Annotated in this window: 15 protein-coding genes; 3 read left to right on the plus strand and 12 right to left on the minus strand. The window is 67.9% G+C overall.

Annotated elements, in window-relative coordinates:
- Window positions 1-86 precede the first annotated feature (86 nt).
- Window positions 87-695 (plus strand): TetR/AcrR family transcriptional regulator, encoded by a 609-nt coding sequence (locus tag ABV606_RS05585; RefSeq protein ID WP_353988674.1) that lies wholly within the window; start codon window positions 87-89, stop codon window positions 693-695.
- Here the strand turns inward: ABV606_RS05585 and ABV606_RS05590 are convergent.
- From ABV606_RS05590 to ABV606_RS05605, 4 genes are read right to left on the minus strand one after another with little or no spacing between them, the layout of a single operon-like run.
- Window positions 677-1,855, minus strand: coding sequence for an ABC transporter ATP-binding protein (locus ABV606_RS05590; protein ID WP_353988675.1), 1,179 nt, complete (start codon window positions 1,853-1,855; stop codon window positions 677-679). The genes ABV606_RS05585 and ABV606_RS05590 overlap by 19 nt on opposite strands.
- Window positions 1,852-2,628: an ABC transporter permease gene (locus ABV606_RS05595; protein ID WP_353988676.1), complete on the minus strand. Its 777-nt coding sequence runs from the start codon at window positions 2,626-2,628 to the stop codon at window positions 1,852-1,854. The genes ABV606_RS05590 and ABV606_RS05595 overlap by 4 nt, the downstream gene beginning before the upstream one ends.
- Window positions 2,625-3,575, minus strand: coding sequence for an ABC transporter permease (locus ABV606_RS05600; RefSeq protein ID WP_353988677.1), 951 nt, complete (start codon window positions 3,573-3,575; stop codon window positions 2,625-2,627). Before ABV606_RS05600 ends, ABV606_RS05595 begins: the two co-directional genes overlap by 4 nt.
- Window positions 3,576-3,627: 52 nt before the next feature.
- The gene (locus ABV606_RS05605; protein WP_353988678.1) at window positions 3,628-4,767 is read right to left on the minus strand and encodes a polyamine ABC transporter substrate-binding protein; all 1,140 of its coding nucleotides are present in this window, start codon (window positions 4,765-4,767) and stop codon (window positions 3,628-3,630) included.
- Between the two features lie 109 nt (window positions 4,768-4,876).
- On the opposite strand from ABV606_RS05605, the gene ABV606_RS05610 reads away from it, so the two are divergent.
- Window positions 4,877-6,235, plus strand: a complete 1,359-nt coding sequence (locus ABV606_RS05610; RefSeq protein ID WP_353988679.1) for a hypothetical protein — start codon at window positions 4,877-4,879, stop codon at window positions 6,233-6,235.
- Entirely contained in the window at window positions 6,205-7,269 is a 1,065-nt protein-coding gene (locus ABV606_RS05615; protein WP_353988680.1) for an SIS domain-containing protein, read from the plus strand. Before ABV606_RS05610 ends, ABV606_RS05615 begins: the two co-directional genes overlap by 31 nt.
- Before the next feature lie 215 nt (window positions 7,270-7,484).
- Here ABV606_RS05615 and mgrA read toward each other — a convergent pair whose 3' ends face one another.
- The 8 genes from mgrA to ABV606_RS05655 form a co-directional block, all read right to left on the minus strand.
- Window positions 7,485-8,537: an L-glyceraldehyde 3-phosphate reductase gene (mgrA, locus tag ABV606_RS05620; RefSeq protein WP_353988681.1), complete on the minus strand. Its 1,053-nt coding sequence runs from the start codon at window positions 8,535-8,537 to the stop codon at window positions 7,485-7,487.
- Between the two features lie 72 nt (window positions 8,538-8,609).
- Complete coding sequence (locus ABV606_RS05625) at window positions 8,610-9,293, minus strand: bifunctional 4-hydroxy-2-oxoglutarate aldolase/2-dehydro-3-deoxy-phosphogluconate aldolase (RefSeq protein ID WP_353988682.1); 684 nt, start codon at window positions 9,291-9,293, stop codon at window positions 8,610-8,612.
- Window positions 9,290-10,072 carry an IclR family transcriptional regulator gene (locus ABV606_RS05630; RefSeq protein ID WP_353988683.1) on the minus strand — a complete coding sequence of 261 codons (783 nt, stop codon included), beginning with the start codon at window positions 10,070-10,072 and terminating at the stop codon, window positions 9,290-9,292. The genes ABV606_RS05625 and ABV606_RS05630 overlap by 4 nt, the downstream gene beginning before the upstream one ends.
- The gene (locus ABV606_RS05635; protein WP_353988684.1) at window positions 10,072-11,037 is read right to left on the minus strand and encodes a sugar kinase; all 966 of its coding nucleotides are present in this window, start codon (window positions 11,035-11,037) and stop codon (window positions 10,072-10,074) included. Before ABV606_RS05635 ends, ABV606_RS05630 begins: the two co-directional genes overlap by 1 nt.
- A gap of 114 nt (window positions 11,038-11,151) precedes the next feature.
- Window positions 11,152-11,979, minus strand: coding sequence for a sugar phosphate isomerase/epimerase family protein (locus tag ABV606_RS05640; RefSeq protein WP_353988685.1), 828 nt, complete (start codon window positions 11,977-11,979; stop codon window positions 11,152-11,154).
- 19 nt (window positions 11,980-11,998) lie between these two features.
- Window positions 11,999-12,979: a VOC family protein gene (locus ABV606_RS05645; RefSeq protein WP_353988686.1), complete on the minus strand. Its 981-nt coding sequence runs from the start codon at window positions 12,977-12,979 to the stop codon at window positions 11,999-12,001.
- Entirely contained in the window at window positions 12,976-13,416 is a 441-nt protein-coding gene (locus ABV606_RS05650) for a carboxymuconolactone decarboxylase family protein (protein WP_353988687.1), read from the minus strand. The genes ABV606_RS05645 and ABV606_RS05650 overlap by 4 nt, the downstream gene beginning before the upstream one ends.
- The gene (locus tag ABV606_RS05655; RefSeq protein ID WP_353988688.1) at window positions 13,413-14,219 is read right to left on the minus strand and encodes a 2-keto-4-pentenoate hydratase; all 807 of its coding nucleotides are present in this window, start codon (window positions 14,217-14,219) and stop codon (window positions 13,413-13,415) included. Before ABV606_RS05655 ends, ABV606_RS05650 begins: the two co-directional genes overlap by 4 nt.
- Window positions 14,220-14,225 lie beyond the last annotated feature (6 nt).

The raw sequence follows: 14,225 nt of genomic DNA on the forward strand, positions 1-14,225 counted from the left end.
CGCGCGTTCCGCACATAAGATCGAACGGCGCGCGAACTGTCCTCCCGTGAGGGCACAGGTCGCGCTCGATCGAGTGGAGGGGCGGGATGGCTCGGCCGAGACGGCAGCAGCAGCGGCGCAGTGAATTGGTGGCAGCAGCCCAGCGCGCGATCGCCAAGCATGGGCAAGACGGCGCTCGCCTCAGCCGAGTGGCCGAGGAGGCCGGGCTCACGAGTGGGGCCGTGCTCTACTACTACCCCGACCTCGACGAACTGATGCTTGAGGCCAACCGCGCTGGCATGGAGCGCTTCTACGAGCAGCGGGTCAGGATGCTGTCGTCGCTGCCCGATGATCCGGTCACCCGCCTGCTCGCACTCATCGAATCGGGGCTGCCAGCCGACGCGCACGACGCCGAGGTCAGGCTGCTGTGCGAACTCGGCGGGTCGGCGGGCCGGAATCACGTCTCCGCAGCCTTGCTCACTTCGCTCTTCGATCGGCAGGTGAGCATCTACCAGCTCGTGCTCGAGCAGGGAGTGGCTCGAGGTCTCTTCGTCCTTCGCGAGTCGGCGCTCAGCACGGCCCGCAATCTGGTCGCCTTGGAGGACGCCTACGGCTACCGCATCGTCGCGCAGCATCCGGTCATCGATTCCGTCGGCGCTCGTGAGCTCATCACGTCGTACGCGCGTCTGGCCACGGGTCATCCGCTCACCGCCTGAACATCAGGAGCCGGCTCAGGGTCAGCAGGCACCGGCGCCTCGGTGGAGCCTGAGGCGGGAACAGCATCGGAAGCGCGCGTCGGCACGATCACGACTGACGCGAGATCGATGCGAATGCCGATAGCCGAGCCGCGCGCAGGCACGTTCGCAGTGTTGACGGTGCACGCCAGCGGTTCGTCATGGCCGGGCACGAGCACGGTCACGGTCGATGCGCCGCCGAGGAAGAAGGTGTCGACGACGGTGCCTTCGAGGTCATGGCCGGAAGCCTCGGGGCGGGCGTTGTCGAGGTGCACGAGCGTGAGCTGCTCGGGGCGGATCACGGCCGTGACCGCGGCGTCGTCGGCGTGCGCTCGGGCGCGCTCGAGCGGGAGCCGGCCGATGCCCGGAGCCGAGAACAGCGCACTGTCTCCCGAGCCCTCGATGCGTCCGTCGACCAGGTTCGCACTGCCGATGAAACCCGCTACGAACCTGCTGCGCGGACGGGCGTAGAGACCGACCGGGGTGTCGAGCTGCTCGAGCCGTCCGTCGTTGAATACGGCGATGCGATCGGCCATCGACATCGCCTCTTCCTGGTCGTGCGTGACGACCACGAAGGTCATGCCCACCTCGTGTTGCAGACGCTTGAGCTCGAGTTGCATCTCTGCGCGCACCTTGCGGTCGAGCGCTGAGAGCGGCTCGTCGAGCAGCAGCAGGCGAGGGCGTTTGACGATCGCTCGCGCCAGCGCCACCCGCTGCCGCTGACCGCCCGACAGTTGGGCCGGCCGGCGCTTGGCCAACGCTGACAGACCGACGATCTCGAGCGTCTCGGCGACCCTTCGCTTGATCTCGCTGCGATCAAGTCGCTCAGCTTCGAGCCCGTAGGCCACGTTTCGCTCCACACTCATGTGCGGGAACAGGGCATACGACTGGAACATGAGATTGACCGGGCGGCGGTTCGGCGTGATGCCGAGCAGCGATCTGCCATCGAGCGCGATCGATCCCTCCTGGGGTGTCTCGAAGCCCGCGATGGCCCGCAGCAAGGTGGTCTTGCCGCAGCCCGACGGTCCGAGCAGCGCGAAGAACTCGTTGTCCTGGATGTCGAGGTCGATTCCGTCGAGCGCGACGACATCACCGAATCGGTGGCGCACCCCACGGATGCTGAGCAGTGGCACCGGGTTCATGTGCGGATCAACTCCGTGACTCGGGTGAGCCGCTGAGCGCCGATCACGGCGAGCATGCTCACGAACAACAGCATGGTGGCGAGGGCGTTGACCTCGGGAGTGACTCCGAAGCGCACCATCGAGTAGATGGCTATCGGCAGCGTGGGAGTCGTCGGAGCGGCGGTGAAGAACGCGATGACGAACTCGTCGAGTGACAGCGTGAACGCCAATACCGCGCCCGCGACCACTCCGGGCAAGAGTTGCGGCAGCGTGACGCGAACGAACGTGCGCGCGGGACCGGCTCCCAGGTCGAGCGACGCCTCTTCGAGGCTGGGATCGAGATGGGCCAGGCGTGCGAGCACGATCGCAGCGACGAAGGCCATCGCGAACGCCGTGTGCGCGATGATCACCGAGTGCAGCCCGAGCGTGATCGAGAGCAGCGAGAAGAGGCTGAGCAGTCCGATCGCGAGCAGCAGATCCGGCAGCAGAGCCGGAGCGATCGCGAACGCGCGGATCAGGCCGCCCCGTGTGTAACGGTGGATGCCGACCGCGAGCAGGGTGCCGAGGAACGTGGCGAGCACCATGGCGGATGCCGCGACGACCAGAGTGTTTCGCAGCCCCTCCATGATCGCTGCGCTCTGGAACACCGCGGGGTACCACTCGAGCGAGAAGCCTCGCCACACGAACAGGTTCGACGATGCATTGAACGACATGACCACGACCACCGCGATCGGCAAGTACAGGAATGCGAGGGTTGCCCACATGACAGTGCGCACAAGGCGCGAGCGGGTCATGGTGCCACCTCCGCGTGTCGCCGGTCGGTAGCGCGCGCCCTGCCGGCATCCGTCTCGCCGTCACGAAGGGGCGCCCCCTCGGTGAGACGGCTGGCCACTCGTTGCTGCACCACGAGCAGCACCAGCAGGATCACCGTGAGCACGAGCGCCAGTGCGGCGCCGAACGGCCAGTCGCGCGCCTTCAGGAACTGGTCGCGCACGAGGTTGCCGATCAGCACCGACTTTCCACCCCCGAGCAGCTCCGGAATCACGAAGTTGCTCATCGAGGGCACCAGCACGAAGATGCAGCCGGTGAGCATGCCGGGGATCGACATAGGCAAGGTGATGGTGAGGAACACGCGCACCGGACCGGCTCCGAGATTGGTGGCCGCCTCGCGCAATTGCGGATCCTGGCCGCTCAAGGTCGCATACAGAGGCAGCACCATGAGCGGCAGGTACATGTACAGGAGCCCGACGACCACGGCGGGCTGGGTGTACAGCATGCTGATCGGCGAATCGGTGAGGCCGACTGCCATGAGCCCTTGGTTGATCCAACCGGCATTGTTGAGCAGGAGGATCCACGCGTAGGTGCGGATGAGGAAGTTGGTCCAGAACGGAAGCATCACGGCGATCAGGGCGACCGTGCGCCATTTCGCCGGCAGCCGCACGATCGCCAACGCGGTGGGATAGCCCAGGATCAACGCGAGCACCGTCACGATGAGACCGATGCCGAGCGACCCCATCACGACATTGAGATAGAGCGGGTCGGCCAATCGAGCGAAGTTGTGGAAACCGAACTCCGGCACGACCCCGCCGAACCGTCCGCGCTCGAAGAATGCGTATACGGTCACGAGCGCGATCGGCACCGCGGCGAACACGATGAGCACCGCGATACCGGGTGCCATGAACGGCGCAGCGGCGACCCTCCGGCGCCAGGCGGCGCCGGAGGATGTGGAGCGTGAGGTCACTGCGAAGGCACCTGCCTCGGGGGGTCACCGGCGGTCGCCGAGCCGAAGGCCATTACTGTGCCGCCATGATCTCGGTCGCGAGCCTCGTGTACTCCGGGCTGAAGTCTCCGAGGTCGATCACGACCTCTTGCTGCGTCAGCTCGTCAGGAGTCATGCCGAGGTTCGGGAAGCTCTCGATCACCGAGGGATCGACCCGCTCCATCGCGGCCTGGTTCGGCACCTTGTAGAGGATGTTCTCGACCACCCACGAGTGCACCTCGGGCCGCAGGATGTAGTCGATGAACTTCATTGCGGCCTCCTTGTGCTTGGAGGTCTTCAACACCGTCATGGTGTCGGTCCACAAGTCGCTGCCCTCGCTCGGGACGACGAAGCGGATGTCGGGGTTCTCAGCGATGCCGTAGTTGCACCAGCCGTCCCAAGCCTCCGTGAGGGCTGCTTCGCCAGAGACGAGCTTGCTGTAGAACGTGGTGTCGTCGAACGCGAGCAACGTGGGCTTCGTCTCCATCAGCGTTCCGCGCACTTCCTCGAGCACCGCAGGATCATCGCTGTTGACCGAATGACCGAGCAGCTTGAGAGCAGGCAGGGCCATCCAGCGCTCAGTCGACAGCATCGTGGTCTTGCCGACGAGCGACGGCGCCGGCTGCAGCAGGTCTTTCCATGAGGTCGGCTCGAAGCCCGTCAGGTCAGGCCGGTAGCAGAGCCCTGTGGTGCCCCAGGCGTAGGGCATCGAGTAGACGTTGCCCTCGTCGTAGGCCAACTTCGTGGCCTCGGGGTAGAGATTCGATTCGTTGGGGATGAGCGACTTGTCGAGGGGCTCCAGCAGGCCGCCCTCATTGAGCGCCTGCGCGTACTGGCCCGAAACGAAGGCGACATCGATACCGCTATCGCCCCCAGCGGTCAGCTTCGCCATGATCTCTTCGTTGGTGGCGTGGTGCACGATCGTCATCGGGATTCCGGTGGCGTCTTCGAACTGCTCCGCAAGGTCGGCGGGGTAGTAGTCGGCCCAGATACCCACCACGAGTGGCTCGTCAGCCGATGGTGGGCTGGCGTCACCGTCGCCGCTGCCGCCGCTGCCGCACCCGGTGAGCAAGAGGGCCGCCGCTGCGCCGACCGCGATCAGTGGAACTCCGTTGTACCGCACTGTGCCTCCTCGAACGAGGGCGCTGAACCACGCCGATGTGATTGCTTCCACGGATTGTTGCACTGTTCATGAAGGAACTGAAGCATCGGCGCCATTGCTGTGACCAGGAGAAAAGATCAAACCTGCAACGCGCGTTCAAGGAATCGGGCATGCTGGGGCGATGGCTCGACAGCCGCTTGCGTCTCTGATCACGCCGGCGGGGCGCATCGATGCGACCCCCGACGGTGGGCTTGTGCCGCATGTCGCGGATGACGTCGCGACACCCGGCGAGCCGCGCCGTGCGAGGGCCGGCGATGGTCTCGCCGCGGCCCTGTACGACGCGGCGACGGATCCTGCGGCATCCGAGTTGCTGGCCGCTGAGCAGGGAGTGGTGAGGGTGCATCGGCATGCGCCCGTTTCAGAGTCGACCGCACGAGCGCCGCGTGACGTGACGTCGGGCACTGCTGTTCTTCGAGAGCGCGCGATCGCAGTCGACATGACCAACTGGGCGGTGATCGTGGATGATCGAGCGCTGGTGAAAGTCGCTGCGCGCTGGGGTGCGGTCGAACGGGCCGGACGGATCCTGGACCGTCTCGCCGAGCGCGAGTCGCAGGTGAGCCCGGCGCTGACTGCACGCATCGAGTGGGAGCTTCCGGGCCTCGGCCGGTCGACGGTGGCCTTGATCACCGACGCGGTCATGGGTGCCCACGACGGCTGGACTTGGGCCCTGGGCGATGTGCTCGCCTGGCGCCGCGGAGAGAGCCCAGAACCTGACTGGCCCTGGCGGCTGGGGTCGCTCACCGCGGAACTGCACGCCGACCTGCTGGCCACCCAACCGGAGCACGCTGGATCGGGGGACCACGTGAGAGGCGACGCCCGGCGCGCGGCGGCGAACGGTCTCGAGTTGCGGCGGCGAGCTTCGCAAGCGATCGCCGACGCGTGCGAGCTGGTCGGCGGCGCGACCGGTGTGCGATTGCGCCATCGGCGCGGTGCGCTGCAGCGGGCGGTCGACACTCTTCCGGAGCGGCCGATCGGGAGGATGTTCGACGGGCACGGAGACCTCCATGTGGGCCAGGTACTGCGGTCCCGCGAGGCGGGTCGATCGCGATACTGGCTGGTCGACTTCGACGGAGACCCCCAACTGACTGCCGCAGAACGGGAACAACCGGACTCGTCAGCGCGTGATGTCGCGCATTTGGCTGTCTCGTTCGATCTCGTCGCTGCGGTCGCGTTCAAGAGACTCGGCGAGGTCGATCGTGCCGTGCTCGAGTGGGCCGACCGAGCGAAGACCGCGCTCGTCAACGCGTATCGCGCCCGTGCAGAAGAACTCGGCATCGACCGGGAGTTCGATGAGCGGCTGCTGCCCGGGTTCATGGCCGAGCAGCTGGCGCGCGAGCTGCTGTATGCGGAGCGGTTCCTACCGCGCTGGCGCTACGCCCCGGACGCCGTCATCAGCATTCGCTATCCGCGCGACCCCGCCGCGCGGCCCGACACCACCCCGGAGGAACCATGGAGCCCGCCCGCTTTCGAGAAGATCTGAGCCTGATTCCCGACCGCCTTGGGGCACTGGCGGAGGCGCTGAAGGGCGGTTCCGACGGGTTCGAACGGCTCGACACGTTGTCCGCATCGCTACGGGACCGCACTGGTGAGGCCGCGGCGGAGCGTTCGGTCGCTCCGTTCGAACGCGTGCTGGTGCTCGGTATGGGCTCGAGCGCGTTCGCCGCGGAATCGGTGGCGCTCGAGGCGCGAGCGTCAGGCTTTCCGGTGACGGTCGAGGTCGCGAGCACGGAGTTATTGCCGGCTGCGGCGCCGTCGCTGCTGGTGATCGCGATCTCGGCGACCGGGGAGAGCCCCGAGGTGCTGACGGCGATCGAGCGGTACGCGGGTCGCGCGCCGCTCGTGGCCGTGACGAACAACGAGGGTTCGAGCCTTGCGTCCCGTGCCGATGCGGTGCTGCCGATGTTGGCCGGCCGCGAGCTCAGCGGTGTCGCGTGCCGCACATTTCGGCACACCATCCTGGTGCTGCAGGCGGTGCTCGAGCGGCTCGGGGCGCGATTCTCGAAGTCGACTGTCGCAGCGGCTCAGGATGCGGCAGCGGCTTCGGCGCACCTGCTGGACTCGAGTCGCGAATGGCTTCCAGCGGCAGCATCCGCTCTGTACTCGGCCGACGGCACCTTCGTGCTCGCACCGGCAGACCGGCGATCGAGCGCGAGACAGAGCGCGCTCATGATGCGCGAACTGCCGCGGCGGCCGGCATTCGCGAGCGAGACGGGCGACTGGTCACACGTCGACGTGTACCTCACGAAGACACTCGATTATCGCGCGCTGCTCTACACCGGCTCACGGTGGGATGCGCAGGCGATCGAGTGGCTCGAGCAGCGCGAGAACCGGCTGGTGACGGTGGGCGGCGAGCACCCGATGGCAGAGGTCGCGATCCGTTACCCAGGCGACACGGACCGCATGACCGCCATGCTGACCGAGGTGCTCGTGGGCGAACTGCTGGCCTGGGAGTGGTACCAAGCCGATCCACGCTTCAGCTGGTCGCGCCACCCGGGAGCCGCACGCTCCGCCTGAGCCGCGAAGGCCCTCTGCTGCTTGCAGCGAGATGACACAATCTGCGCTTCTGGCTGGCATGAAGGCGCGGATTGTGTCATCTCGGCGTGAGGCGGCGACACGTGCGGGAGCGGAGGGGGACGGGCGGCGACCGGAGCGGGAGAAGAGGGGGGCGACCGGAGCGGGAGAGGAGGGGCCGCGACGGGCGTGGTCGCGGCCCCTTCTCGGCGGAGGTGTCAGGCGTTCGAGGACTGCGCCCAGAGGTTGATGCCGCCCTCGACGGCGTACTTGTCGATCGCGGCGAGGTCATCCGCGCTGAACGGCGTCGAGTTGACCGCCGCCAGCGCATCGTCGAGCTGCGAGGTGCGGCTCGCGCCGATGAGCACCGAGGTGACGCGCTCGTCGCGGAGCGCCCACGCGAGCGCCATGGTCGCGAGCTTCTGCCCCCTGCCCTCGGCGATCGCGTGCAGTTGCTTGATGCGCTCAAGGTTGTCGTCGCTGAGCATGCCCTCGCGGAGGCTCTTGCCCTGCGTGGCCCGCGAGCCCTCGGGCACCCCGTGGAGGTACTTGTCGGTGAGCAGCCCCTGGGCGAGCGGCGAGAAGGCGATGAGACCCGCGCCCGCCTGCTCGAGCGCGTCGAGCAGGTTCGGCTGGCCCTCTTCGATCCAGCGGTTGAGCATCGAGTACGAAGGCTGGTGGATGAACAGCGGAGTGCCGAGCTCGCGCAGGATGCCGGCGATCTCCGTCGTGCGCGCTGCCGAGTACGACGAGATGCCCACGTACCGCGCCTTGCCCGATCGCACCGCGTAGTCGAGCGCCGACGCCGTCTCCTCGAGCGGAGTATCGGGGTCGAATCGGTGGCTGTAGAAGACGTCGACGTAGTCGAGCCCGAGCGAGCGAAGCGAGTTGTCCAGACTGTCGAGCACGTACTTGCGGTTGCCGCCCGTGCCGTTCGGTCCGGGGAAGAACGGGTAGCCGGCCTTGGTCGAGATGATGAGCTCGCCCCGCAGACTCGCGAAGTCCTCACGAAGGATGCGGCCCACGTTCTTCTCGGTCGAGCCCGACGGCGGACCGTAGTTGTTGGCGATGTCGAAGTGGTTGATGCCGCGGTCGAAGGCGTACTGCAGCAGTTCCCGCTGGCGGGCGAGCGGCGTGTCATCACCGAAGTTGTGCCAGGTGCCCAGCGAGACCGCCGGGAACTTGAGCCCCGATCGCCCGACCCGGCGGTACTCCATGCGGTCGTAGCGGTCTTCGGCTGGCAGGTAGGCGGGATCGAGCGTCAATGCCAATTGAGGGTCCTTCGTGTCGATTCGGATGGTGGTAGAGGCTTGTGGTCCGGGTTCCGGGTTCGGATGCGGTGGTCAGCGGTGGCCGGCATCGCCGGTTCGAGTCTGGCTCATCAATTCGGCCAGGAGCGGCAGCTGCTGCGGATCGCCGAGGGCGGATCCAACGGCCACCACATCGGCGCCCGCATCGAGGTAGTGCCGCGCGTTGCCCGCCGACATTCCGCCGGTGGCGACGATGCGAATGTGCGGGAACGGCCCTCGCATTCCGCTGAACCAGCGTTCGCCCAGCGCATCCGCCGGAAAGGCCTTCATCCACGTGCGGCCGGTGCTCAGCACCCTCTGGATCTCGGATGCTGTCGCGACACCGGGCAGGTGCGGCATCCCCCGCGCATCGCTCTCGTCGGCGACCGCCTCATCGAATCCCGGAGCCACCGTGAACGCGGCGCCGGCTTCGCCCGCGAGTCGCACCAGGTCGCTGCTGACCACTGTGCCGGCCCCCGCGATGCGGTCGAGTTCTCGAGCGCGGGCGGCGACCGCTGCAAGGGTCTCGACCGCATCCTGGCTCTGCACGGGCACCTCGACCGCACGCACGCCGAGCTCCCACGCTCGTTCTGCCAGCTCGAGGGTGCGCTCTCGCGAGTATCCGCGGAGGATCGCCATGAGCGGCGCGCCGGTGAACAGCTCGTCGAAGAATGCGCCGCTTGCGCTGTTGGGGCCGGTCTGACCGGCGGCGCGGCTCGAGTTCGCCGGGCTGCTCATCGATGCGCCTCCTGTTGATCGGTTGTCTCCGGACCGGCGGGCCGCCAGCCGAGGTCGCGCGAGATCCCCGCTGTGGTCTCGGCGAGCAGCGGTGTCAGTCCCCTGAGCGTGCCGAGGTCGGCGCTCGCGCGCAAGGACGTTATCGACACCGCCGCGACGACGGAGCCCCCGGCGTCACGCACCGGCATGGCGACGCAGTTCGCGAAGTCCTCATACTCGGCATCGTCTTCGGCCCAACCACGCTCACGCACCGCGGCGAGCGCTCGGTCGAAGTCGGGGCGGTTGGTGATCGTCGTGGTGGTGTGGGCGGTGAACTCGTGCCCCTGCAGCATCCGCTCCACGACATCGGAGGGCTGGAAGGCGAGAATCGCCTTGCTGACGCCTGCGGTGTGCAGCACGACGCGCTGCCCGATCTGGGAGTAGAGCCGCACCATTCCCGGCTGCTCGATCTTGTCGACATACACGATCGCATCGCCGTCAAGGGCGGCGAGATGCACGGTGTGCCGGCACACTCGACCGAGCCGTTCGAGCGCCGGACGAGCGATCTCGCGAAGGTCGAACTGCTCGGCGGCGACGTTGGCGAGACCGGCAAGCCGGTAGCCGAGACCGTAGCGACCGTCGGCGCGGCGTCGCGTGAGCCCTGCGTCGCAGAGCGTCTGCAACGTGCGGAGCGCCGTGGATCGGTGCACGCCGAGACGCGCCGCGATCTCCGCCTGGGTGCGGGGCTCCTGCGCCACGAGCTCGAGCACCTCGGCGGCCCGTTGGATGCTCTGCGACATCAGCGCAGCTCCGCTCCGGAAGGCTCCGCTCCAGTCCGCTCGGCTCCCTTGGGCAGACGCGCGGTCGTCGAGGGGGCGAAGTCGCGCGTGCTCCCAAGAGCTCTCGCGGCGAGTTCGTGACCGAGGTCGAGTCGCGCCGCGGCATCCGCACCCTCGAGCAGGCCTGCGAGGTAGCCCGCGGCGAACGCATCGCCCGCGCCGACGGGCTCCACCACGTCGACCGCTCGTGCGGCGACCACGGTCGACCCGGTCGCGGTCACTTCGATCGCTTCGACGCCGCCGTCTTTCACCACCAGCACGCCGCGCGGCGCGAGTCGCTGGTGCAGTTCACCGAGCGGCCTCGGGCCCCAGACGGTTTCGGCCTCGTCGAGACCGACGAAGACGATGTCGGATGCTGCGGCGAGCTGCTCGAGCACCGGCGCTGCCTCGCGCGGGCTCCACAAGCCCGGGCGGTAGTTCACGTCGAACGACACGAGCACGCCCGAGGACTGCGCCCGCTCGATCCCCGCTTCGACGAGCTCAGCGCAGGTCTGCGAGAGCCGAGGAGTGATGCCCGTCAGGTGCAGCACTCGCGTCGACGCCCAGTCGATGCGTTCGAGCGCGGCGACGGTCATTCGCGAGGCCGCCGAACCTGCCCGGTAGTAGTGCACCTTGGTCGTGCCGTCGGGATGGGGATCCTTGAAGTACACGCCGGTCGGCGCGTGAGGCACGCGCTGCACACCGGTGACATCGACGCCGTAGTGGCGCAGCTCTTCGAGCATGCGCTCGCCGAGAGGGTCGTCACCCACGTCGCTGATCCAGGCGGCGTCGTGGCCGCGGTCGGCGAGATAGAGCGCCACCGTCGACTCGGCACCGCCGATGTTCAGCGCGAACTCGGACGCCTCGGCCAGCCGCTCACGACGGATCGGAGTGACCTGAGCCATGGTCTCGCCGAGGCACACGACCCGGCGTCGTTCGTCGCTCATGTCACCCTCGCTCCTTTGTTGCACCTGCCGCAACGGCATGTTGCATGCTGCAACACGCTCACTGTAGGGCAATCTCTGGCCGAGGGCGACACCGTTACCCGCAGAGCGGTCCCGTCAGCGCTCCTGCGACTGCCCCAGCGTGGCTCGACCGGCGGCCAGCGCTTGGCCCGCAGCCTCAGTGACGTCAGCCGCGAACAGCTGGGGGTATCCGCTCTCGACCATCAGCCGCCCGCGATACCCGATTCCGTGCAGGGCCGCGAGCAGCCCGGTCACGTCGAGGTCACCTGCCCCGGGCAGGAGCCGCCCCGACCGCGCGTGCGCGAGGAAGTCGTCGTGCACGCGGGCACCGTCGTTGAGCTGCACGGCGGCGACGCGCTCCGACGGAAGCGTGCCAAGCCAGTCAAGCGTCCCGCCGGTATTGAAGAAATGCCACACGTCGAGCATGAGCCCGGCGTTCGGGGCGTCAGCTCGGGTGACGATCTCGTTCGCGATCTGATAGTTCGCGATCGACGACCAGGCGAACGCCTCGACGGCGAGCGTGACCCCCGAGGGCTCGAGCGCTGCGGCGATCGAGCGGAGATTGGATGCCGCGATGTCGAGGTCCAGCGTCCCGTCGCCGAACTCACCCGACGTGAGGTGGAACGGCCCCCACTCGTCGGCGAGACGCCGGATCAGCGGAATCCACCGCTCAGCGGCTCGTGCATCGCCGGCGAGCGCCCACCCCGAGAGGAATTCGACCTCTGCCACGCTGACGCCATGGCGAGCGGGCAGCTCGAGGAGTTCGGAGAGGTCTTCGGGGTCATCGAACTCGGCGAGCCGCACGCCGAACGCGTCGAAGCCCGCTTCGGCCGCGGCACGCGCGCGGGCTTCGACCCCGAAGCGGGGTTCACCCACGAACCCGGTGCCTGAGAGGGTGACGAAACTGATGCCGAGCTCGGTCACAGCACCCTCGGCTCGCCGTTCACGACGCGGCTCCGGTGGCGACCGGGTAGGGCGGGGTCGCGTGGGAGTGGAACGACTCGGGCACCGGGGTGCCCCATGCGGTGCCGCGGCCACCGGCTTCAGTGGTCCAGGTGACCGGCTCGAAGTCGGGCGAGAAGATGTGGATGCCGCCGGTGAAGATCTCGATGCGGTTGCCGCCCGGTTCGATCACGTAGAGGAAGAACCCCTGGGTGCGCGAGTGCTTGGCCGGGCCGAACTCGACGCCCACGCCCTGCTCCATGAAGATGTCGGCCGCGCGGATCACGTCGAGATGGCTCTCGACCGCGTAGGCCAGGTGGTGCAGCCGTCCTTCAGTCGGGTGAGGCTCCTTGGTCAAGGCCAGATCGTGCGCCTTCGTCATGACCGACAGCCATGCGCCGACCTCTTCAGCACCGGCGGGAGTGAGCCGCTCACGCAGTTTGAAGCCCAGGGTCTCCTGCTGGAACCTGCTCGCTTCGGCGACGTTCGGCACCAACAGGTTGATGTGGTCGATGTGGGCGGCGGCGGCGCCGTGGGGCGCGAACTTCTGCGGCTGGTTCGGCAAGTACGGCTCCTGCCCTTCGGGAGCCCGGTACTTCTCGGTCTCGAAGTAGAGCTCCTGCTCATGGCCGCCGACGCCGGTGTAGCGATACGCACGGCCATGGCCGACGTCGCCGTCGTGCCAGGCGCCCTCTACGCCGCGCTCTTCAAGGGCGGCCACTCGGCGCTCGAGCGCCTGCGGGCTGGTGGTGCGCCAGGCGACGTGCCCGAGTCCGGGCTGCTCGGCGGCGGTCAGCCGCAGCGAGGTGAGCACGTCATCGTTCCAGGCGCGCAGGTACACGGCATCCGCGGTCTCGGCGACGCGGTACAGGCCATACACGTCGGTGAAGAACTGGGCGCTGGCCTCGAGGTCGGGCGTGAGCAGCTCGACGTGCCCGAGCTGGGCGACGTCGTAGATCGGTTCCGCTGGGAGGGCGCTCATCGAGACTCCTCCGCGGCCTTGCGCTCGAAGTCGGCGATCTTGTCGAGGAACGCCGGCGTGTGGTTCGCAACACTCACGCCCCCGAACAGATAGGCGAGGTCGAACGTCGCCTGCAATTCCTCCCAGCTCGCTCCAGCCCGCCGGGCCGCGTGTCCGTGCAGCGCCGCGGCGTCGCGCAGCTGCACGGCGAGCACCGCCGTCAGGATCAACTGCGTCGTCTTCTCGTCGAGCACATCGTCATAGGCGACGAGATTGCGCACCTTCTCCTGAGCGATCAGGAGTTCAGGGTTGCTGCGCGACAACCGCTCGAAGCGCGCAGCCACGCGCGGCGGCACGAAACCCATCAAGTCGCGGTAGGTCTCGAGGTACTGATCGATCTGCTCCTGCTGCTCCGGCGTCGGCATTGCTGCTCCCTCTTCGGTTCGTTCGTTGCTCAACGTGCTCCCTCCGCCGACTCGCTCGTGCCGACCACGGTCAGCGACCCCAGGGTCGAGTACGCGGCGGTGACTGGCACATCGGGCTCAAGGGGAACGGCATCCGTCATCGCGCCCGCGAGCACGATCGCACCAGCAGGAATCCGCTCTCCGCGCCGGCCGAGCTCGTTGGCGGCGAGGGCCAGCGCTTCGGCGGGGTGTCCCTGGATCGCCGCCCCGGTCGCGGTGTCGACGATGTCATCGCGCACCGACAGCTCGACCGTCTCGCCGACGAGATCGATCCGGTCGGGCGCGATGCCCTCGGAGCCGATGATGAACCAGGATGCCGAGGCGTTGTCGGCGACGACATCCGGCAGCGCGAACGAGAAGTCGCGGAACCGGCTGTCGATCACCTCGAAGGCGGAATGGACCGTCGCGACCGCGCTGAGCGCCGACTCGGCCGTGACGCCGGGACCGGCCAGTTCTTCACGCATGACGAAAGCGATCTCAGGCTCGATCCGCGGGTGGATCAGGCTGTCGAGCGGAACTGTCGCTCCAGGCTCGAGCACCATGGCGTCAGTGAGCACTGCGATCAGCGGCGCGTCGACGCCCATGCGGCGCTGCTTCGCCTCCGACGTGAGCCCCAGCTTGACGCCGATCACGGTCTCGCCGCGTTCTGCGCGCAGCTCGATCAGGCGCGACTGCACGGCGTAGGCGGTGTCGAGGTCGAGCTCGGGCCACTCGTCGGTCAACCGGCCGCGGTCGCGCCTCTCGGTCTCGGCGGCGAGCAGCTCGCGCGCAGCAGTGTCGATGTTCCAGGTACTCATCGTGTT

The organism is Ruicaihuangia caeni, assembly GCF_040536845.1.
GTDB classification, from domain to species: domain Bacteria; phylum Actinomycetota; class Actinomycetes; order Actinomycetales; family Microbacteriaceae; genus Ruicaihuangia; species Ruicaihuangia caeni.

Bases quoted from the DNA above. Each gene is read 5' to 3' on its own strand.
- ABV606_RS05615 (WP_353988680.1), top strand. From the start codon at position 6,205: ATGGAGCCCGCCCGCTTTCGAGAAGATCTGAGCCTGATTCCCGACCGC.
- ABV606_RS05610 (WP_353988679.1), top strand. From the start codon at position 4,877: ATGGCTCGACAGCCGCTTGCGTCTCTGATCACGCCGGCGGGGCGCATC.
- ABV606_RS05585 (WP_353988674.1), top strand. From the start codon at position 87: ATGGCTCGGCCGAGACGGCAGCAGCAGCGGCGCAGTGAATTGGTGGCA.
- ABV606_RS05590 (WP_353988675.1), bottom strand. From the start codon at position 1,855: ATGAACCCGGTGCCACTGCTCAGCATCCGTGGGGTGCGCCACCGATTC.
- ABV606_RS05625 (WP_353988682.1), bottom strand. From the start codon at position 9,293: ATGAGCAGCCCGGCGAACTCGAGCCGCGCCGCCGGTCAGACCGGCCCC.
- ABV606_RS05645 (WP_353988686.1), bottom strand. From the start codon at position 12,979: ATGAGCGCCCTCCCAGCGGAACCGATCTACGACGTCGCCCAGCTCGGG.
- ABV606_RS05630 (WP_353988683.1), bottom strand. From the start codon at position 10,072: ATGTCGCAGAGCATCCAACGGGCCGCCGAGGTGCTCGAGCTCGTGGCG.
- ABV606_RS05635 (WP_353988684.1), bottom strand. From the start codon at position 11,037: ATGAGCGACGAACGACGCCGGGTCGTGTGCCTCGGCGAGACCATGGCT.
- ABV606_RS05655 (WP_353988688.1), bottom strand. From the start codon at position 14,219: ATGAGTACCTGGAACATCGACACTGCTGCGCGCGAGCTGCTCGCCGCC.
- ABV606_RS05595 (WP_353988676.1), bottom strand. From the start codon at position 2,628: ATGACCCGCTCGCGCCTTGTGCGCACTGTCATGTGGGCAACCCTCGCA.